Below are 20,458 nucleotides of genomic sequence, written 5' to 3' on the forward strand. Positions count from 1 at the left end.
TACTGGTTGATGGCCGTCAGCTCGTTTGTCAGCTGCGTGTTCAGATGTTCGATAACCTTTGGATCCTTGATCGGCATACCGGCGTTCCTCTTCTGTTATGCTTACGGGTTACTGCGCGGCATCCGTGCGCGCAATTATAAAAAAGCATTGCATAACCGCAGCCTGCGCGCGACCCTGCCGCCCCCCGCAGCACGCGGCGCATGGCATGAGGAGAGCCGCATGACCCAGACCCCCTACCACACGCTGGACGCACAGGGCATACGCAGCCTGATCGCGGGCCTGCCGGACGTGGCCACCCGCCTTGGCGGCGCACCCGCGCAATGGCAGGTGCGCGAGGTCAGTGATGGCAACCTCAACAATGTCTTTCTTGTCGGTGGTCCGGTGGGGGAAGTCTGCCTGAAGCAGTCGCTGCCGCATGTGCGCGTGGACCCGTCATGGAAAATGCCGCTGGACCGTACGTTTTTCGAAGCCGCATGGCTGCGCGCGGTCCTGCCGCTGGTGGGTGGACTGACGACGGAATGCCTGTATTTCGACCGTGATCTGTATGTCCTGATTATCGAAAGCCTGTCAGACCATACCGTGCTGCGCACGGCCCTGATGCAGGGGGCGGACTGGCCAGGCGTTGCGCCGCGCATCGGCACCTTCATCGCCCACGCCACGTTTGGCACATCGCTTCTGGCCCGCCCGTTCGAAGAGGTATTCACCACGCGCCGCACCTTTGCCGCCAACCTCGCCCTGACCCGCATCACGCTGGACCTCGTGCTGGATGACCCGTACCGCGACCATCCGCGCAACCACTGGCATGACCCTGTCCTGACGCCCATCGTGCTGGACATCCGCTCCAGCGCCGCAACGCTGCTGGCGGTTGAAAACCTGCGGCGGCGTTTCCTGTCGCAACCGCAGGCACTGCTGCATGGCGACCTGCATACCGGTTCGATCATGAGCACGGCGGACGATACCCGGGTCATTGATGGGGAATTCGCGATCTACGGTCCCATCGGGTTCGACTGCGGCATGTTCGTGGGCAATCTGGTACTGCATTATTTCGCGACACCGGACCGGACGGCACGGAAGGCCACCCTGCGCGATATCACGGCATTCTGGAACAGTTTCCATGAACAGTTCATGGGACTGTGGAACGGAAATGAATCCCCTCCGCCGGGCACGCTGCGCCCGCTGGCCTACGGACCGGCGGCGCACGTGGCGCAACAGGCGTTCATGGAGGAAATCATGGGCGACACCATCGGCTTTGCCGGGATCGAGATCATCCGCCGCATCATTGGCTATGCCCACACGGCGGATTTCGACACCATAGCCGACCCGCAGCAGCGCGCGACGTGCCGGGCGGGGGCGCTGTCCTTCGCCTATCACGTGCTGGATCACCTGAGCGAGTTCCACGCCATCAACGATTTCCTGTATTATCTGGATGAGCAGGAATTCGTGGGACTGTAAAAAAACGCCGCCTTTTTGAAACAGGGCGGCAACCCGAAACCTCTTATCCATCTTCATCACTGCACCATTATGGGTCCGCGGTCGGTTCTCCACCGGGCATAAGGGCCACAAGTCGTGCCATTGATCGACGCAGGTCGGCTTCGATCTCTTGTAACGGCCGAAGCGGAACGGGATGGTGAAAATACCGCGCGAAGGAAATGGCGCAGCCAGTAGCGGTCCGGGTCGTATCCAGCCGGGCATCCGGGTCGTATGGTCGGATCATCTGGCTGAACCATGCCTGTGGGTCGTGTTCCATCCCCACACGGAATGCGGTCCGCACCGGCGCGCCATCACGGCCGGGACGCGTGACCATCAGGCTGCGGTACAGGAATTCCCGCCCCGGCAGAAGACATGAAAACGGGGTCCGACGCATATCCGCCGCCCCGTCCGGCGTGGGCGCGTCATGCGCCAGCACCTGCCATGCAACGGGTGCGCCATCCGCCCCATCGCGCAGCAGCACATCCATTGCCGCATCGACCGTGCAGGCCCGTAGTACGGCGTCGATATGGTACGACGTCATCTCGCGCCGTTTTTCCCCCCCACCGGACAGCGCGCGTTGCCACAGCCCCGTCGCGTCAACCAGCCGGACCGTGCCCCTGCGTGCCGCTGGCCTGTTGTTGTCCAGTATCCACACATAGGTCGCGATACCGGTATTGACGAACATATCTGCAGGCAGGGCGATGACCGCATCAATCAGGTCGTGTTCCACCAGATACCGTCGGATGGCGGATTCACCGGAATCCGCGCTACCACCGGTCAATGCCGCCCCGTGTGTCACCACGCCAATACGCGCGCCACCTGCACGCGGGCTGCGCATATGGGCTACAAGATGCAGCATGAACAGCATGGACCCGTCCGCCACGCGGGGCAGGCCGGGGGCAAAACGTCCGGCATGCCCCTGCGCATGCTCAGCCTGTATGGCCGCGCGGATATGCCGCCAGTCCAGCCCGAAGGGCGGGTTCGACAGCATGCGGGCGAAACGGCGGCCTGCATGCCCGTCATGGGCCAGGGTGTCACCACAGACGATCTGCCCCGGTGCGCGTCCGCGCAGCAGCATGTCCGCGCGACACAGGGCACAGGCGCGGTGGCTGATTTCCTGACCGAACAGGTCAACCGTAATGCCGCGCTGCCGTAACCGGTCCGCAGCCCGTCCCAGCAGCGCGCCCGTCCCGGCAGCGGGATCATACAGGTTGTGCCGCGCACCAGGGCCATCGGGGGCGAAAACCAGATCCACCATAAGGTCCGTGACCTCCGGCGGGGTGAAATGTGCCCCCGTTCGCCGGGTATCGGCAAAATGATGGACCAGTTCCTCAAACAGCCGGGCCATTGCCTCGGTGCCATGCCGGGCGGGCGACAGGTCAAGCGCGGTGAAATGCGCCGCCAGTCCCCCCAGCAGGTCCGCGCGCGCCAGACGACGGGCAAGGGGCATGACCTCCAGCTGCGATATGATATCGCGCACGACTCCAGGCAGACGGTTCGTCAGGCGATCAAGACAGGCCAGCGGGTCAGGCGCGCGCGCCACGGCATCCAGCCAGCGGGCAGGACGCGCACGCGACAGTTCCAGCCGCCGCAGCATGGTGAATACCAGAATGACCGGCCCGTACTCCGCCGGTTCCATGCCACCACGCAGCAGGTCGGCCACACGCCAGATGGCGGCAGCCGACAGCAGCGGAGGGGGCCGGGCCTCAGCCATCTGCCAGCCTTAACGCGCCTGTTCTTCCGCCGCCGCCGTGCGCCATAGCGACAGGGCGACTGCAATGACCGTCGGCCCCATGAACAGCCCCAGCAGACCAAACATGTGCAGTCCCCCCAGAATGGCCGTCAGCACCGCAAGGAACGGAATGCTGGTGCTGCCACTGATCAGCTTGGGCCGGACGAAATGGTCCCCCGCGCCATAGGCGATCGTCCCCAGCGCCGCCACGATGACCGCCTGCGTCACGCCATTGGCGGCAAAGGTCATGAGCGTGGTGGCACAGAGCAGGATCGGCCCGCAGAAGGGAATGATGCTGACCACCGCCGTCAGCAGCGTCAGCAGGGCAGGGTGAGGGGTGCCCGCAATGAAATAGCCGATCCCCACCAGCACGCCCTGGCCCAGCCCGACCAGCACCAGCCCCGCGACCGTGCCGCGCACGGCGCCAACGGTGTTGCGCATGACATCACCTGTCCGCTCCCCCAGGAAGCGGCGGCCCACGGCGCGGATATCGCTTACCAGCACATGCGACGCAGCAAGGTAGAAATAGACTGACAGGGTGGCGATGACGAAGGTTTCCGTCATGTCCATCACCCGGTGTGGCAGTGCGCGCCCGTCGCCCGTTGCGAACATGTGCGAGGCCACACTGGTCCAGTGCCGCAGTTCATCCGGGTCGGACAGGTAGCGGCTCCACAATGCCGACAGGCGCGGGCCGATGCGCGGGATGTCCGCCACCTGCGGCGAGACAGGGATACCATCATGCAACGCCCCGCGCCCCCATGCCAGAAGGGATGGCAGATCCATGCCCGCCCGCACCACCATGGCGATCATGGGTACGGCCAGCAGCGCGAATATCCCCGCCGCGATCAGGCCCGCGGCCATGCGGTTGCCCATGCCCCGCCCGACCAGACGGTGGTACAGCGGATAGGTCGTGATGCTCAGGATACCGCCCCAGACAAAGGCAAACAGGAAGGACTGTTCGATCCACGCGGAAAACAGCACGACCGCGCATACAAATATAAAGGTCCCGATATACTGGGTCCGGCTCCGGTTTTCATCCATATGGTATGATCTGTTCCTGATGTGATGATGATACGTCGTATGGTAACATAACCTGCGCGACACGGGACCGCGCATTTTCCCGACCCCGTGCATGTCCATGATCGGTGCCGTCCCATGCATGCGCATGGACGGCGCGCCGCACGCTATCGCGCCCGGTTTAACAACTGCTGAACATATATCAGCGTGCCTGCACGCCCGACAGCAGCCTGCGCATGAAATAGCGCGGAAAGAAAGGCGCCGGGCCATCAAGCTGGCCGAACACCTCAAACCCCACCTTTTCATAAAAAACCCGTGCCTGAAACGCATAGGTATCAAGCCACATATGGGTGCAGCCCCGCCGGCGGGCTTCGTGTTCAGCCATCAACACCAGCCTGCGTCCCATCCCGCGCCCGCGCAGGCGGGGGGCCACGGCCAGCATGTCGATATGCATCTCCCCCCAGCGGGACTGCGCCACCAGCCCGCCCCGGATGGCCCCCGTCACGCGGTCGCGGATCACGATGACAAGGTCATGGCAGTCAATGTATCCCACCACGCCGCATGTGAAATCACGCAGTATGGACAGCACCGCGTCCTCATCCGCCCGCGTCGGACGCGGCAGGACGGCAATTTCCACATCCATTCCCGAACCGGGGGAGCCGGGCGTGCGGGCGCGACATTTGTCCGTTGTACTCATTCCCGTCCCATTCCACCGTCTTCACGTCGCCCGTCCGCTGATATGGGCCTGCCGCAGGGCAGGACGATATTCACACAGCACGGCGTGCAACCGTTCGCGGGCATACGCCTGACGTGCCTGCCGGTCCAGTATCTCCCACACCTCCTGCGCAACCGCGCGCTGGCGGGGCAGTGGGGGCAGGCATAGTTCAAGCGAGGCAAGGGTCCGGGTATCCACTTCGGGAAAGACGCTTCCGCCTGCGCGTCGCCGCAGTTCCGGGGCCGCCACATGCAGCAGCAGGGCGAGAAAGCGCAGGTCCATGTCCGCTGCGCGCGGCACGAGCGCCTTGCATCCCTGGCTTACGGATACAGGCGCCGCCGTCATGCCCACCCGGCCCACCGGGGCACGGGTGGAGATAACCAGCGCGCCCGCTTCCACCACCGTGGCGCGGCAGGCTGCCAGCCCCATCGTGGACAGGCCGCGCGTGCCATGGTCCACCCATGCAGGCGGCCCGGCAGGCAGGTCGGCAGGCGTCAGCCACGCCACGTCATGTCCCCAGCAGGCCGCGTTGCCCGTGGCGGGCGTGCCGCCGCCCACGATGTCAAACACGCTGCCCACGGGCCGGATGGTCCCGCCAGCCGGCACGGGGCCGGGCCATGTCGCGCCATGGGGCAGGGCCGCATGATGGATGGCCGCCTGCGTGTATTCGCTGGCCGCCACCGCCTGCATATCCAGTTCATGCATCTGACGGTCGATCCGGTCCATGTGACAGTCCAGCGCCTGTGCAATGGCATGCTGGCGCTGCAATGGTGGACAGGGTACCAGCAGGCTGTTCATCCGTGCACGGGTCAGTTTGGGGCGGGTCGTGCCGTCCACATACGCAGCATAGGACAGGGTATTGAGCGCATGCGCCAGAAAACGCCCATCCACCCCTGTCCGCGGACGCAGCACATGCACATGATTGCCCGCCCATAACGGGCCATCATGAAAAAACGCGACATCACGGACGGAATCGAAAAAGGGAGCGCTATCTTCCCCCAGCAGCACAAGCGGCCCATCAAACAGCGCCCGGTCCACATATCCCGCAACACCACTGGCGCCATGATAGGGCACATCGCCCGGACAACGCGCCCGCTGCGCGCGATTGAGCGGCACGCGCCCTGCATCCAGACAGTCCACCAGTGCCCCAAGGGGGACTGCGGGCCAGCACGATGCATGCATATGCCCCGCAAATCCGCCATCACGCGTCTGCCACGTGCCATCCGCCGGTCCGTCCATGCGGTACGGGTGACGTGAAAAGCATGATGTGTCAATCATGATCCCCATATGCTGGCGGCATGCGACGGAATGATATAAACCCCCACAGATACCGTACGGCAGACATAACCATGCCGCATGGCTGACAGTAGGATTGCATGACGCGTTCACCACACGCATTCGGGGCGGAATTCCGCTCCATTCTCGCCATCGCGGGACCGATGGGCCTGTCACAGTTTGTCCAGATGCTGATGGGCGCGACCGATGACGTGCTGCTGGGGGGGCTGGGCGCATCGGCGCTGGCGATCGGAGGACTGGCGACCAGTTCGTTCTTCACGCTCAATGCCATCCTTGCCGCCATGATCGAGGCAGGCGGCATCCTGCTGTCACAGGCGCGTGGGCGGCAGGATCATGCCAGCCTGGGCACCATCATGACATCCATGCTGGCAGTGGCGGTGGCGCTGTGCGTGCCTGAACTGTTCTGCCTGTGGCATATCGACCGGCTGCTGGCGTGGATGAACGAACCCGAGGCCATCCGCGCGCCCGTCATCCATTTCGTCCATATCCTGATGTGGGCCGTGCCGCCCGCGCTGCTGGGACAGGGGATCGTGACCACGGCGCTGCCGGTCATGGGGGCGCAGGGCATCCTCATGCGCGTCATGCCGTGCATCACGGTGGTCAACGGGGTGCTGAACGCAGCCCTGATCCACGGCTGGTTCGGGCTGCCTGCGCTGGGGCTGTATGGATCGGCCATCGCTACGGTCACGACATTATGGTGCATGCCGTTCATCATGCTGGCCTTCGTGTCCCGCAGGCCGGACCTGCGCAAGATACTGCGTCCCCGCCCGCATGACTGGGGACAGACGCTTGCGCTGCTGCGCACCGGCCTGCCAATGCTGGCGGCCGCCATGGCGGAGGTCTCGCTGTTCCAGGCCAACAGCCTTGAGGCCGCACGCCTTGGCAACAGCGCGCTGGCAGCATTCCAGATCATGCTGGGAATAGGGGTCCAGTGCTTCGTGGTGTACATGGCGCTGGGGCAGGCATGCAACATCCGTGTCGGGTACTGGACCGGGCGGGGCGACCCGGCCATGATGCGCCGCGCGGCATGGGCGGCCATGCTGCTGGGCATTGCGGTGGCGGCCGTCATGACACTGGGAATGGCGCTGGGGCGGCATGCCATCATCAGCCTCTACCTGAATATGTCGCTGCCGGAAAACACACAGGCGGTCAGCATGGCGCTGGGGCTTCTGCTGGTGGGGGCGGCATTCCAGATTCCCGATGCAGTGCAGGTCATCACGACCGGCATCCTGCGCGGGCAGGGCGATACGACGGTCCCGATGGTGCTGGCTGTTATCGGGTACTGGGGCATTGGTTTTCCCAGCGGGGTCTACCTTGCCTTTCACCACGGCATGGGGCCATCGGGACTGTGGTGCGGCAACGGGATCGGCCTGGTGGCGGTGTTCATGATGCAGGGCACGCGTATCGTGTGGCGCATGCGCCCGCACGGCGCGCGGGGATAAGCTACAGCCGCTTGTGCATTTCCTCGCGGATGGAATTGCACTTCTTGGTAAACACGCCCGCCTGCGACGCGGTCATGAAGTTTATCAGGAAGGCGCCCAGCAGCGAGCAGAAGGACAGGATGATCAGCACCCGTCCCATCAGCGATATGACCCCGCCGTAATGCTCGGCCGAGTACCACAGCAGCCCGAGGCTGAGCACCGCGCCAAACACGCCCAGCACGCCGGTGGAACGGATGAGGGATTCCTCCTCCCGGATGAAGGTGGAGGATTCCTGCCATAACAGGAACAGCTTGCGGTCCATTTCCTGCACGGCGGCGGCATATTCCTCCGCATCATCGGGGTGCTGGTGGTCGGTACCGCTACGGTGCAGTTCCAGTTCCTGCCGGGCCTTGGCAAAGACGCGCCTGCGCTCCTTTATGGCCGGCAGGCTGATATCGACGAAACTGAGGATGGCGACATTCAGTCCGGCTGACAGCTGGATCACCGCCTGGAAATCACCCCAGATCACAGGTTGTCCCCATCGGGGCACACATGACTGCGCACTGTAAAAAAAACCCTGACAAATTGGATCCGACCGACATGTTCATGCTGCATGCCGGTGCCCAGCGCGCGATATGATGTGGCGGCACGCCTGTATTAAGGGTTAGCATGAAGTGTTATGAATATCCATGTTCCCTCCACTTACGAGGTCTACCGTGGCTGGCAGTCCATACAGGGCACGGGGCTGGAAATAGGCACGGCTGTCCTTCTGGTCCTGGCCTTCGGACTGGCGGGAAGCATGGTGCTGTTCCTGCTGCCAACGTTCATTGCGTGTCGCCGCGGGGTGCATAACGCGGCGGTGGTAGCCGTGGTGAACTGCGCCACGGGCATGACCGGGGTTGGCTGGGTGATTGCGCTGCTCATGGCCTGCATGATGGAAACCGACATACAGCGCCATGCCCGCCTGGGCCGGAGCGAACAGACCTTCCCTGGCGTGCCCTAGCCACCGGTTGGTTACGGTTCCGCCGTCAGCCGGTCCGGAGAAATCGGGGCCATGCGCCGCGCCTGTATGGATGCACTTTCGAACGTACCCTGCGTTTTCAGTACGAACGGCCCCGCAGGGTCGCCATAGGCGCGGGTGCTCAGGCCAATCCCGCTGGATGCGAAGATTTCGATAACCGAAGCATCAACCAGAATATCAAGGGTGCTGTGGTCAGCCAGGGGCAGGGGGGCCGCATCCCCATTGGCGATCAGTTCACGCCCGGGCCGGTAGGGATCGTAATCCAGATCGAGGAAGGCATCCCGACCACCAAAAATGATCCGTCCCGGCGCCTGCCCGGAAAAGGATACGCGGATACGGGCATTCGGCCCGTCCGTATGCCCCGTTTCACGCCCGATCCCCTGCATGAAAACCGGCCCTTCCAGCATTGCAATCGCCGGATGGAGGGCCACCCTGACAAGGCCATCCGCACCTATGGTCATGACGCGGGGCAGGGACATCACCCCGTTCCAGCCCGCCTGCATGGCCGCCTTGGCCCGCCCCGGTTTTTCAGGAATCCAGCCCCACACCACGCGCCGCCCGTCCGCATCCAGCATGGTCCGCGCGGCATAGAATGACCCATACCCCAACGGCGCAACATGGCGGACGTGAAACCTGTCCTGCCCGAACGTGCCGACAGCTGCATAAACGGTATCGCCCAGCGAATAGACAAGAACCTGAGAGCTCTCCAGCGCGAAAAAATCCGGACACTCCATCGCATCATCATATCCGCCAGCAATATGGGTCGGACCATACAGAACCCTGCGATAGGTCCATGTCAGCAGGTCGGGGCTGTCATACAGCAGCACGACACCACCCGGTCCCGCGGGGGAAGCGTGGACATTGGCCCCCAGCACCATGCACCACCGCGCACCGTCCTTCCACACCATCGGATCCCGGAATCCTTCCACCTGCAGTCCTTCGGGCGGGGTCGCGATCACGGGTTCAGGGCGGCGCGTCCAGTGCATCATGTCCAGATCGGAGGTGGCCATGCACTGCACGGAAGGCTCGATCCCGGTATAGAACGCCACCGCCCGCGCACCGTCGATCACCACGCAGCCACTAAACACGCCCTGCGCATCTGGCCCGCCGGGCTGGGGGGCGAGTGCCGCGGGCAGGTTGCGCCAGTGTACAAGGTCCGTGCTGACCGCATGCCCCCAGTGAATATCGCCAAACGCGGCCTTGTCCGGCCCCCACTGATAAAACATGTGATAACGCCCCCGTACCCAGACGGGGCCACAGGGATCATTCATCCAGCCATAGGGGGCGATAAGGTGATATTGTGGTCGCAGCGGATCAGCGGCCAGCACCAATGCCTGGGGCAGGCGCACCGGCCGCGCTGTTGCCGCGCGCGCGCCGACCCATGGCAGCATGGCGACACCACCCAGAACGGATCGTCGGGAAATGACAGGCATTGCACATCCAGTACATAACGATACCGTTATTATTATGGAGGCAGGCTGGTGTGACAAGACCATTGCCAACATCAGCCGCCGGGTATTTTCCCACAAATAAAGAAAACGCTGCCTTTTTTAAAAAAGGCAGCATCCAAAAAATTTACAATTTTATCAGGGACTGTTGGGAATTATGTTTTCTGAAGCGCCATGGGGTGATTCAAGGTCCATATGGATCGCTTCATACTGACGGACGCCCATTCGATGGGAGTCCTGTGCAGGGCGACAGGACAGATGGGTCATTTGCGGCCATGACCCATCTCACAGCCGCAAGCAACAGTTCACGATAATTCCCAACAGGCCCCAATAGCTTATTTTACTGCTGCTTGTACAGCAGGCGGGCGCGGAGGGTGCCCTTCAGTTCACGCAGGCGGTCAAGGATACGGTTGTCCTTTTCCACGTCGCGGCCCGTATCGGCCTCGACAACGACATAACCCAGTTCACCCGCCGTCTGCAGGTACTGCGCGGTGATGTTGCAGGCTTCGGATGAGAAGATCTCGTTGATCTGCAGCATGATGCCCGGCACGTTTTTATGCACATGCATGAAACGTGTCCCGTGCGGATTTTCCGGCAGCTGCACGGTGGGGAAGTTGACCGCGCCCAGCGTGGAGCCAACGTCGGAATATTCTACCAGCTTGCGCGCCACTTCCACGCCAATACGTTCCTGCGCTTCCGCCGTGGAACCGCCGATATGCGGGGTCAGGATCACGTTGTCCAGACCACGCAGCGGGGTCTGGAATTCCTCGCCTGCCGCCTTCGGTTCCTTGGGGAACACATCAATCGCGGCACCCAGCAGGTGGCCGTCCTTCAGCGCGGCAGCCAGTGCATCCAGATCCACCACGTTGCCACGGGCGTTGTTGATCAGGAACGAACCCTTCTTCATTGCACGGATCTGGGCTTCGCCAATCATGCCAGCCGTTTCCGGCGTCTGGGGCACGTGCAGGCTGACCACGTCGCTCTGCGCCAGCAGGGTTTCCAGCGTATCGACCGGCGTTGCATTGCCATGCACCAGCTTGTCGATCACGTCGTAATAGAACACGCGCATGCCGAAGGCTTCGGCCAGGACGGACAGCTGTGAGCCGATGGAGCCATAGCCCACGATACCCAGCGTCTTGCCACGCACTTCCCAGCTGTTGGTGGCGGACTTCTTCCAGATCCCGGCGTTGCATTCCTCCGACTTGGGGAAGATGCGGCGCATCAGCATTACGATTTCGCCCATGACCAGTTCGGCAACGGAACGCGTATTGCTGTATGGTGCGTTAAAAACAGGAATACCGCCTTCACGCGCGGCGTTCAGGTCCACCTGGTTGGTGCCGATGCAGAAGCAGCCGATGGCGATCAGGCGATCAGCCTTTTCGATCACCTCACGCGTCAGCTGCGTGCGCGAACGGATGCCAACGATATGCACGCCTTCCAGCGCCTTCTGCAGGGCATCGCCCTCCAGCGCCGTTTTCAGGCGGGTGACGTTTTCGTATCCGTTGTCCTTCAGCAGCTTTACGGCACTGTCATGGATGCCTTCAAGCAGGAGGATACGGATCTTGTCCTTGGGCAGGGAAAGATGTCCGTTGGGTTGGCTGGTCATGTCGCGTGCTCCCGCTTCTTTACGGTCAAGATGGGTCCGTCCCTATCCGATTGCCCGTGCCCCCGCTAGGGGGAAAGATCATTTACCGCCGTTACTTTATGGCAATGCCACGCGACAGCAGCCCCGTCACACGGGGCAGCAGGGCGCCGTCCCCCACCGCCAGGACCGTGCCATCGCCATCAGCGCGAAGTGGTCGGCCCGACCAGTCGGTCATGCGGCCGCCAGCCCCTTCCACCACGGGCACAAGTGCCGCCCAGTCCCATATCTTCATGGTGCATTCTGCAACAATGTCGATCTGCCCCAGCGCCAGCAGGCCATAGGCATAACAGTCGCCGCCCCAGCTTGTCCGCCTGACGGCGGCGGCCAGCGCGTCAAAACCGGGCCGGTGCGGCGGGTCAAGGATTTCGGGCGCGGTGCATGACAGTTCTGCATGCCCTACATCGGCGCATGCGCGCGTGACGGGCGTACCGGGCAGGGCGGACATGTACCGCGTGGCCTCGCCACGCAGTCCGATCCACCGTTCCCCTGTCACGGGCTGGTCAATCACGCCAAGCACCGGAACATTGTCGTGCAGCAGGGCGATCAGCGTGCCAAAGGTCGGTCGCCCGGTCAGGAAGGCCCGCGTGCCATCCACCGGGTCCACCACCCAGCGATACGGACTTTCGCCGCGTTCCAGCCCGAATTCCTCCCCCATCACGCCAAAACCGGGCAGGCGTTCGGACAGCACGGCCCGAATCGCGCGCTCCGCCGTACGGTCGGCTATGGTGACGGGACTGGAATCGCTTTTTTCATCCGCGCGGACACCACGACGGAAAAAGGGCAGCACCACGGTGCGCGCCACGTCGGCCGCAGCCATCGCCGCCTCCAGCACCGCATCGCGCGGAAAGGCTGCTGGCAGGGTGGTCATTACTGCGGCTCCGGCTTGAGGGAATTCAGGTAGGCGATCAGGTCCGCGCGCTCGGTTTCCGATTCAAGGCCCGGGAACGACATCTTGGTGCCCGGCGCGTAATCGGCAGGGGATTTCAGCCAGGTGGACAGGGTGGCGTTGTTCCATGTCTCGTCCTTGTGCGCCTTCAGCGCATCCGAAAACTCATACCCCGGAATGTCGCCTACATGCGTGCCAACCACACCAAACAGGGCCGGGCCGATAATGGCAGGCCCCTGTGGCGCAAGGCTGTGGCACATCGCGCACTGCCGGTCGGCAATGGCGTGCCCCTTTTCCACGCTAGCCCTGGCGACCAGATCATCGATCGACGCGCCCGCGGGGGCTGCGGGATGCGGGACGGCCACGCCGGGCTTCGCAGGGGTCGGTTCGGGCACGGCGGTATGGGCCACACCCCAGCTGGCACCCACCGCCAGCGCTGCGAAGAGGCAGGCTGCCCCGATCTGGTTTAGGCGTACACTGTCCATGAAATCGGGCGTCCTTCCCATACGGTTGCATGAAAACCGCTCCTTACCTAGACTGCCGCGCGCCCTGTGTGAAGCACGCACGGCAGCGGACGGCCCCTGCCGCCGCGACAGATTACGGATGGCCCAGACCCAGATCCCATGAACCCCATTGTCCTGATTCCGGCCCGGATGGCCTCGACCCGGCTGCCGGGCAAACCGCTTGCCGACATTGCCGGCCGCCCCATGATCGTACATGTGCTTGACCGCGCGCGTGCGGCCGATATCGGTCCCGTGGCCGTGGCCACGGCGGACCGTGACATTGCCGATGTGGTGGAACGCGCTGGCGGCACGGCGGTCCTGACCGACCCGGCGCTTCCATCGGGGTCCGACCGTATATGGCAGGCCCTGCAGCAACTGGACCCGCAGGGGCTGCATGACACGGTCATCAACCTGCAGGGCGACCTGCCGGGCGTAGACCCGCAGAACCTGCGTGACGTGCTGCGCCCGCTGGCTGATGCGACGACCGACATCGCAACCCTGGTCGCCCCCGTGCGCGACGGGGCGGAAGCCACCGCACAATCCGTGGTCAAGGTCGCCTGCGCCTTCGCACCAGACGCACAGGTGGCGCGCGCGCTGTATTTTTCCCGCCTGCCCATTCCATGGGGGGACGGGCCGCTGTGGCACCATATCGGCATATACGCCTACCGCCGCGCGGCACTGGCCCGTTTTGTCAGCCTACCGGAAAGCGGGCTGGAAAAACGTGAAAAACTTGAACAGCTCCGCGCGCTGGAAGCGGGCCTGACCATGGGCTGCGCGCGGATCGCCACCGCGCCCTTTGGCGTTGATACGCCCGCCGACCTTGAACGCGCGCGGACGGCACTGGGGGCCGTGACATGAGCGGCGAACGCATCATCGCCTTTCAGGGACGGCCGGGCGCCTATTCGGACCTTGCCTGCCGGCAGGCGCGGCCCGGCTGGACCACGCTGCCATGCCAGACCTTTGCCCAGACCATTGCCGCCGTGCATGACGGTCAGGCCGAACTGGCCATGCTGGCATGCGAAAACAGCCTGGCGGGCCGTGTGCCCGACATTCACGCGCTGCTGCCTGAAGCGGGACTGTTTATTGTCGGGGAGCATTTCCAGCGCGTGGAACACTGCCTGCTGGGCATACCCGGCAGCACGCTGTCAGATGCGCGGCGGGTGCATACCCATCCCGTCGCCATGGCGCAGGTCCGGGGCATCATTGGTGAACTGGGCCTGGACCCGGTGGTGGAATTCGATACCGCGGGCGCAGCCGAAATGGTGCGCGACTGGGGCCGCAAGGAAGATGTGGCCGTGGCGTCATCACTTGCGGCCGAACTCAACGGGCTTGAAATCCTGCGCCGCAATGTGGAAGACGCCACCCACAACACCACGCGCTTCTACATCGCATCACGCAGGCCCGACACGCTACCGCCAGCCGGGCCGGGTTTCATGACCACGCTGCTGTTCCGCGTCAACAACCAGCCGGGCGCACTGTACAAGGCGCTGGGCGGCCTTGCCACGGCAGGCGTGAACATGACACGGCTGGAAAGCTACATGCTGGAAGGGTCGTTTTCGGCCACGCAGTTCCTTATGGACGTGGAAGGCCATCCCGAAGCCCCGCCGCTGGCCCGTGCGCTGGATGAACTTTCGTTCTTTTCGGAACAGCAGGAGATCCTGGGCGTCTATCCCGCATCGCCCTTCCGGCATACACCCTGACGGGACTGGACATGGCGGGCATGTTTTGCCCGCCGTGCCATTGTCTATATAACGGTCCGGTCTGCCCCATGCCCGGGACGGGCCACAGGAAAACAACGTGCCGGCCCCACCGGCGCACGCACAGCCACGACACAGGATCCAGGTGGAAACAACCATGTTCAAGGGTTCCATTACCGCCCTTATTACCCCCATGAACGAGGACGGATCGCTGGATCTGCCCTCCATGGGCCGATTCATCGACTGGCAGGTCCAGCAGGGCGCATCCGCCCTGGTTCCGGTCGGTACAACGGGCGAAAGCCCGACCCTGACGCATGATGAACATGCCAAGGTGGTGGAATACACCATAAAATCCGTGGCGGGGCGCGTGCCCGTCATTGCGGGCGCGGGGTCCAACAGCACGGCGGAAGCCGTCGCCATGGCCCAGCAGGCCCAGCAGGCCGGGGCATCGGGCGTGCTGGTGGTAACACCGTACTATAACAAACCGACGCAGGAAGGGGTGTACCGCCACTTCATGGCCGTGGCGGACGCCATCAACATTCCGCTTATCCTGTATAACATTCCTGGCCGGTCGGTCATCGACATTTCGGTGGAGACCATGGCGCGCCTGGCGCAGCACCCCAATATCATCGGCGTGAAGGATTCCACCGCCAACCTGCTGCGTCCGCTACTGGTGCGCCGGGCAGTGAAAAAGCCATTCAACCAGATTTCAGGCGAAGACGGCACTGCCGTTTCCTTCCTGGCCGCCGGCGGCGACGGCTGCATCAGCGTGACCGCCAATGTGGCGCCCGCCCTGTGCGCACAGGTGCAGCAGAGCTGGAACGACGGCCATGTGATGGACGCCATGGAACTGCAGGACCGGCTGCTGCCGCTGCATGATGCACTGTTCTGTGAAAGCAACCCCGTCCCGGTCAAGTTCGCCGCAAGCGTTCTGGGCCTGATGGGGGAGACATGCCGCCTGCCGCTGGCCCCGCTGAGCGACGCAAGCCGGCAGAAGGTCAAGGATGCCCTGTCCGCCGTCGGGCTGCTGGATTAACCCCATGGCAGCCAGGAACAAGGGCAGCGGCATGATCTCGACCGGGATCGCAGCCCAGAACCGCAAGGGCCGTTTCAACTACACCATTGTGGAAACGGTGGAGGCTGGGCTTGTGCTCAAGGGTCCCGAGGTCAAAAGCCTGCGCATGGGCCGCGCCACCATAAACGAAGCCTATGCCGGTGAACGCAATGGGGAAATATGGCTGATCAACAGCTATATCCCCGAATATCAGGGCGGTGTGCTGTCGCGGTTTGAACCGCGTGCGCCACGCAAACTGCTTCTGCACAAAAAGCAGGTGGACAAGCTGCTGGGGGAAGTCGCCCGCAGTGGCGTGACCCTTGTGCCGCTGGACATCCATTTCAACAGCCGAGGCCTGGCCAAGCTGACGCTGGGCGTAGGCGAAGGACGCAAGAAAGCCGACAAGCGACAGGCCATAGCCGACCGTGACTGGCAGCGTGACAAGGCCCGCCTGATCCGTAACAAGGGCGGCGACTACTGATTCGCCATCCGCCCGCTTCCGGCCTGCCCGGACAGGATGCATAATAAAAAACAGGGCCGTCCCAGCCGGGATGGCCCTGTTTTCATTCTATCCGTTTACCATCCCGCCCCCGCCATGATGACGGGGCGGGACAGGGCAGGGAGGATCAGTCCACCGACAGTGCTGCTGCTTCGGGGCCTTTCTGGCCTTCGACAACCTGCACGTTCGCCGTCTGGCCTTCCGTCAGGCCGGACAGGCCCGAACGTTCCAGCGCGGAAGCATGGACAAAAATGTCCTTGCCGCCATTTTCCGGCGTGATGAAGCCGAATCCCTTGGTCGCGTTGTACCACTTGACCGTGCCGCGCATATCCTGCGCATGCGACAGGTCAGGGGCGGGACGACCGGAGCGCGAGAAACCGCCACGCGCACCAGGTGCCGCGCCGAAGCCACCACTGCGGGGGCGTTCGGGCTGCGCCGTGCTTTCGTCAACAGACAGCACGCTTGCGACCTGACGGCCCTTGGGGCCCTGACCGATCTGCACCACCAGCGTGGTACCCGGCGAAACCGTCGCGTGCCCGGTGGGGTTCAGGGCATTGGCGTGCAGGAACACGTCACCCGACCCGTCTGACAGCTCGACAAAGCCGAAGCCCTTTTCGCTGTTGAACCACTTTACAGTGGCGCTGATTTCCGGGCCGGATGCGACGATCTGGGGACCACCACCTCCACCACCAAAGGAACGGCGCGGCGGCGGGGCGCCGCGATCACCAAATGAAGGCGACGACATGAAATCATCGTCAAACCCGCCGCGGCGCGGGGAGCGGGAGCTGCGGTCGGTCCTGTTACTTCTCAACGGTCGTAATCCCGAGGTCTAGGTGGTGGCTGCCCTGTGGGGCATCACCGAATGAAAGCACGTTTGCAGAATAGAGACTGCCTGTATGTCGTTGACCGTTGTTTAGGCGGCGCGGCTCAGGAAAACATCCTCTGTCCTACGGTGATCCTAGCATAAATCGCATTGGCATCAACAACACCAAAGCATATTCCCGTCGTTGGTTTCCACACGAATTTTCATCTGTGAACGGTTTGTGAGGGGCAGGGATGCAAAAAGTCGTGAAAAAGATGCGGATTAAATTCAGGAATGATTCTTGATTTCCATTCGCATTCGCACATTATCGGCACTAATACCCTGATTCATATGCCCCCATACAGGTAAGAAAACGATCCATGTCCAATACACCCCCCCCACGTCGAGGTCGTGGCCGCCCGCCCAAAATCGCCCGTGCGCCCGAAGGCACCCGGGCCATGCTGGTACGGGCGGGCGTCGGACTGCTGACGGAAAAAGGATTTTCTTCCACCTGCGTGGATGACGTGCTGAACGCTACCGGAATCTCCAAGGGATCATTCTACTACTGCTTCAGCAGCAAGGAAGATTTCGGGCATGTGCTGATTGACAGCTATGCCACGTATTTCAACAACAAGCTGGACCTGTGGCTGAAGGACGCGGCAACGCCGCCGCTGCAGCGCCTGCTCAACTTCATGCACGACGCCCGGGCGGGCATGACCCGCTACAACTTCCGCCGTGGCTGCCTGATTGGCAACCTGGGACAGGAAATCGACACGCTGCCCGATTCGTTCCGCAATATGCTCCTGACGATTCTGGAGGGGTGGGAACAGCGCGTGACCGAGTGCCTGCTGGCGGCGTGTGGCCCGCATCCCTCCGCCACGCAGAAACAGTCCTGCGCGCGGCTGTCGCGTTATTTCTGGATCGGGTGGGAAGGCGCAGTGCTGCGCACGCGCATGGAACAGACGCCCGAGGCGCTGAACCTGTTCGCCACCTTCTACCTTGCGCAGGCTGCGGTCGAACTGGGGATCAGCCCGCCCGCTATCCCGCGCGGATCGCCCGCACCGCCTGCGCCCGCGAAAACAGTTCAAGCAGCAACCTGACGGCAGGCAGCCGCGCGCGCAGCGCGGGCGGGGCATCTGCCGGCGGGGTATCGACAATCCGCCGTGCATCCTGCGCTGCCAGCCGCAGCAGCATGTCCACATGCAGCGGGCTGGCCAGCCGCAGGTCCGGCAGGCCGGACTGACGCCGCCCCGTCAGATCCCCGCCGCCGCGCAGGCGGAAATCCTCATCGGCGATCAGGAACCCGTCCTCCGTCTCACGCAGCAGGGCCAGCCTGCGCCGCGCGGTCTGCCCCAGCGCGGCGTCATGCAGCAGAAGGCAGTAGGATTCCGCCTGCCCACGCCCCACGCGCCCGCGCAACTGATGCAGCTGCGCAAGGCCAAAGCGTTCGGCGTGCTCGATGACCATGACCGTGGCGTCGGGTATGTCCACGCCAACTTCGATCACGGTCGTCGCCACAAGGATACGGGTCTTTCCCGCCGCGAAATCGGCAATGGCCTGCTCGCGCACGGCAATGTCCTGCTGTCCATGGGCCAGCCCCACGGCACCCTCGCCAAAATGGGCGCACAGGGCGGCGTGGCGGGCCTCGGCGGCGGCGATGTCGCTCGTCTCGCTCTCGCTTACCAGCGGGCAGACCCAGAAGATGCGCGCCCCACGCGCCAGCGCGCGCTCCAGCCCGGCCAGCAGGTCCCCCATGGATGACAGCGCGTGCAGCGATGTGCGCACGGGCTTGCGCCCCGCGGGCTTCACATCCAGCCGGCTGACCAGCATGTCCCCCCACTGCGTCAGCAGCAGGCTGCGCGGGATGGGGGTGGCCGTCATGACCAGCACATCCGTGCGCGGGCCTTTTTCACCCAGCATCGCGCGCTGTTCCACGCCAAAACGGTGCTGTTCATCAATGACCGCCAGCGCAAGGTCGTGGAATACCACGCTGTCCTGAAACAGCGCATGGGTGCCGATCACCAGCCGCGCCGTGCCATCGGCGATCATGGCCAGCGCCTCGCGCCGGGCCTTGCCCTTCACGCTGCCACTGAGAAAGGCGACCGGCACGGGGGACAGCCTGCGGAAGGTGGCCAGATGCTGGCGGGCCAGGATTTCGGTCGGCGCCATCAGGGCTGCCTGGTGCCCTGCTTCCACCGCCGCCAGCATGGCCAGCAGCGCAACCAGCGTCTTGCCTGCGCCCACGTCCCCCTGCAGCAGGCGCGTCATCTGCCGGGGGGCGGCAAGGTCGGCGTCGATTTCCGCCAGCGTGCGGACCTGCGCCGTGGTGGGTTCATGGCCGAAGCGCGACAGGGCAATGCGGCGCAGGCTGCCATCGCCCACTACCGCGCGCCCCGGCCGCAGCCGGTTCAGCCTGCGCGCGTGCGCCATGGACACCTGCTGCGCCAGCAGGTCATCACAGGCAAGGCGGGCACGGGCGCGTTCGGACGCAGCCACCAGCGCGTCGCCTTCCAGCAGGTCAGGCATGTCACACGGGCGGTGCAGCGTGCGCAGCGCCTCCTCGAACCCCGGCCACTTCCGCTGCTTCAGCACGCTGGCGTCCTGCCATTCGGGCAGGGGGGGAAAGACATCGAATGCCGCCCGCACGGCAGCACGCACCTGGCTGGGGAACAGCCCCGCCGTCAGCGGCCATACCGGGTCCAGCAGCGGGATTTCGGCCATGCGGGTGGCAGGCACCACATAATCGGGATGGGTCATGTTCAGCCGGTCGCCAAAGCGTTCCAGCGTGCCCGACACGCATATATCCTGTCCTGCTTCCAGCCTGCGGACCTGATGGGGGGAAAAGAACACCAGGTCCGCGTCCGCCGTGCCGTCGGTCACGACAACCCGCCACGGCCGCTTGCCCCGACCACCGCCGGGTGCGGGCGGCACAACGCGCGTAATCGTGACATGCAGGGTGCACACGCGCCCCGGCCCGGCCTGCCGCAGGCTGGGGCGATACCGCCGGTCCACCACCGATTCCGGCAGGTGAAACAGAAGATCGATCACCCGGCCGCCACCCGCCACGCGCGCCAGCAGTCTGGCTGTGGCGGGCTTCACGCCCTTCAGCGTCTCCACCCCCGCAAGCAGCGGGGCAAGAAGGGAATTGACGGACGGGGAGGCGGTATCGGACACGCGGTGGTTCATCCTGCGGGGTGGCATGCTTGTCATGCGGGCTGACAGATGCCCGCGTGACGGCTATAGGACACCTGC

General features: G+C 63.9%; 19 protein-coding genes and 1 pseudogene. 8 read left to right on the forward strand and 12 right to left on the reverse strand.

The genetic code is table 11. The features are described from left to right. Positions 1 to 77: pseudogene (locus B7449_RS19715) on the reverse strand (bacterioferritin); the annotation flags it as partial. 142 nt (positions 78 to 219) lie between these two features. Between B7449_RS19715 and mtnK the strand changes: the two are divergent. Further along, entirely contained in the window at positions 220 to 1,452 is a 1,233-nt protein-coding gene (gene mtnK, locus B7449_RS07475) for an S-methyl-5-thioribose kinase (protein WP_039735350.1), read from the forward strand. 67 nt (positions 1,453 to 1,519) lie between these two features. Here the strand turns inward: mtnK and B7449_RS07480 are convergent, their stop codons facing one another. From B7449_RS07480 to B7449_RS07495, 4 genes are all read right to left on the reverse strand, one after another. Further along, a complete protein-coding gene (locus B7449_RS07480; RefSeq protein WP_039735352.1) occupies positions 1,520 to 3,184 on the reverse strand; it encodes a class I SAM-dependent DNA methyltransferase in 1,665 nt (554 codons plus the stop codon). 9 nt (positions 3,185 to 3,193) lie between these two features. Next, on the reverse strand, positions 3,194 to 4,243 hold the full coding sequence (locus tag B7449_RS07485) for an AI-2E family transporter (protein ID WP_039735379.1): 1,050 nt from the start codon (positions 4,241 to 4,243) through the stop codon (positions 3,194 to 3,196). A gap of 178 nt (positions 4,244 to 4,421) precedes the next feature. Continuing rightward, positions 4,422 to 4,916, reverse strand: a complete 495-nt coding sequence (locus B7449_RS07490; RefSeq protein ID WP_039735353.1) for a GNAT family N-acetyltransferase — start codon at positions 4,914 to 4,916, stop codon at positions 4,422 to 4,424. A gap of 21 nt (positions 4,917 to 4,937) precedes the next feature. Beyond that, positions 4,938 to 6,212 (reverse strand): restriction endonuclease subunit S, encoded by a 1,275-nt coding sequence (locus B7449_RS07495; protein ID WP_235721015.1) that lies wholly within the window; start codon positions 6,210 to 6,212, stop codon positions 4,938 to 4,940. Between the two features lie 98 nt (positions 6,213 to 6,310). Between B7449_RS07495 and B7449_RS07500 the strand changes: the two genes are divergently transcribed. After that, a complete protein-coding gene (locus B7449_RS07500) occupies positions 6,311 to 7,672 on the forward strand; it encodes an MATE family efflux transporter (RefSeq protein ID WP_039735354.1) in 1,362 nt (453 codons plus the stop codon). Position 7,673: 1 nt separating this feature from the next. Here the strand turns inward: B7449_RS07500 and B7449_RS07505 are convergent, their stop codons facing one another. Continuing rightward, complete coding sequence (locus B7449_RS07505) at positions 7,674 to 8,180, reverse strand: hypothetical protein (RefSeq protein WP_039735355.1); 507 nt, start codon at positions 8,178 to 8,180, stop codon at positions 7,674 to 7,676. A 150-nt stretch (positions 8,181 to 8,330) separates the two neighbouring features. Between B7449_RS07505 and B7449_RS07510 the strand changes: the two genes are divergently transcribed. Next, complete coding sequence (locus B7449_RS07510; protein ID WP_039735356.1) at positions 8,331 to 8,654, forward strand: superinfection immunity protein; 324 nt, start codon at positions 8,331 to 8,333, stop codon at positions 8,652 to 8,654. Positions 8,655 to 8,665: 11 nt separating this feature from the next. Here B7449_RS07510 and B7449_RS07515 read toward each other — a convergent pair whose 3' ends face one another. The 4 genes from B7449_RS07515 to B7449_RS07530 form a co-directional block, all read right to left on the reverse strand. Then, the gene (locus B7449_RS07515) at positions 8,666 to 10,105 is read right to left on the reverse strand and encodes a glycoside hydrolase family 32 protein (protein WP_039735357.1); all 1,440 of its coding nucleotides are present in this window, start codon (positions 10,103 to 10,105) and stop codon (positions 8,666 to 8,668) included. 355 nt (positions 10,106 to 10,460) lie between these two features. Beyond that, entirely contained in the window at positions 10,461 to 11,726 is a 1,266-nt protein-coding gene (gene serA, locus B7449_RS07520; RefSeq protein WP_039735358.1) for a phosphoglycerate dehydrogenase, read from the reverse strand. A gap of 91 nt (positions 11,727 to 11,817) precedes the next feature. Further along, positions 11,818 to 12,633, reverse strand: a complete 816-nt coding sequence (locus B7449_RS07525; protein WP_039735359.1) for an inositol monophosphatase family protein — start codon at positions 12,631 to 12,633, stop codon at positions 11,818 to 11,820. Further along, complete coding sequence (locus B7449_RS07530; protein WP_039735381.1) at positions 12,633 to 13,136, reverse strand: c-type cytochrome; 504 nt, start codon at positions 13,134 to 13,136, stop codon at positions 12,633 to 12,635. The genes B7449_RS07525 and B7449_RS07530 overlap by 1 nt, the downstream gene beginning before the upstream one ends. Before the next feature lie 138 nt (positions 13,137 to 13,274). On the opposite strand from B7449_RS07530, the gene B7449_RS07535 reads away from it, so the two are divergent. The 4 genes from B7449_RS07535 (at position 13,275) to smpB (ending at position 16,386) form a co-directional block, all read left to right on the forward strand. Then, positions 13,275 to 14,012, forward strand: a complete 738-nt coding sequence (locus B7449_RS07535; protein ID WP_039735360.1) for a 3-deoxy-manno-octulosonate cytidylyltransferase — start codon at positions 13,275 to 13,277, stop codon at positions 14,010 to 14,012. Next, the gene (locus B7449_RS07540) at positions 14,009 to 14,854 is read left to right on the forward strand and encodes a prephenate dehydratase (RefSeq protein WP_039735361.1); all 846 of its coding nucleotides are present in this window, start codon (positions 14,009 to 14,011) and stop codon (positions 14,852 to 14,854) included. Before B7449_RS07535 ends, B7449_RS07540 begins: the two co-directional genes overlap by 4 nt. Before the next feature lie 154 nt (positions 14,855 to 15,008). Continuing rightward, complete coding sequence (dapA, locus tag B7449_RS07545) at positions 15,009 to 15,887, forward strand: 4-hydroxy-tetrahydrodipicolinate synthase (RefSeq protein ID WP_039735382.1); 879 nt, start codon at positions 15,009 to 15,011, stop codon at positions 15,885 to 15,887. Between the two features lie 4 nt (positions 15,888 to 15,891). After that, positions 15,892 to 16,386, forward strand: a complete 495-nt coding sequence (smpB, locus tag B7449_RS07550) for an SsrA-binding protein SmpB (protein ID WP_039735362.1) — start codon at positions 15,892 to 15,894, stop codon at positions 16,384 to 16,386. 145 nt (positions 16,387 to 16,531) lie between these two features. Here smpB and B7449_RS23505 read toward each other — a convergent pair whose 3' ends face one another. Further along, positions 16,532 to 17,215 carry a cold-shock protein gene (locus B7449_RS23505; RefSeq protein ID WP_039735363.1) on the reverse strand — a complete coding sequence of 228 codons (684 nt, stop codon included), beginning with the start codon at positions 17,213 to 17,215 and terminating at the stop codon, positions 16,532 to 16,534. 371 nt (positions 17,216 to 17,586) lie between these two features. Between B7449_RS23505 and acuR the strand changes: the two genes are divergently transcribed. Continuing rightward, positions 17,587 to 18,306: an acrylate utilization transcriptional regulator AcuR gene (acuR, locus tag B7449_RS07560; protein WP_242407794.1), complete on the forward strand. Its 720-nt coding sequence runs from the start codon at positions 17,587 to 17,589 to the stop codon at positions 18,304 to 18,306. Here the strand turns inward: acuR and recG are convergent. Beyond that, entirely contained in the window at positions 18,245 to 20,392 is a 2,148-nt protein-coding gene (gene recG, locus B7449_RS07565) for an ATP-dependent DNA helicase RecG (protein WP_039735367.1), read from the reverse strand. The genes acuR and recG overlap by 62 nt on opposite strands. Positions 20,393 to 20,458 lie beyond the last annotated feature (66 nt).

It is taken from the genome of Komagataeibacter intermedius TF2 (genome assembly GCF_000964425.1).
Classification (GTDB): Bacteria; Pseudomonadota; Alphaproteobacteria; order Acetobacterales; family Acetobacteraceae; genus Komagataeibacter; species Komagataeibacter intermedius.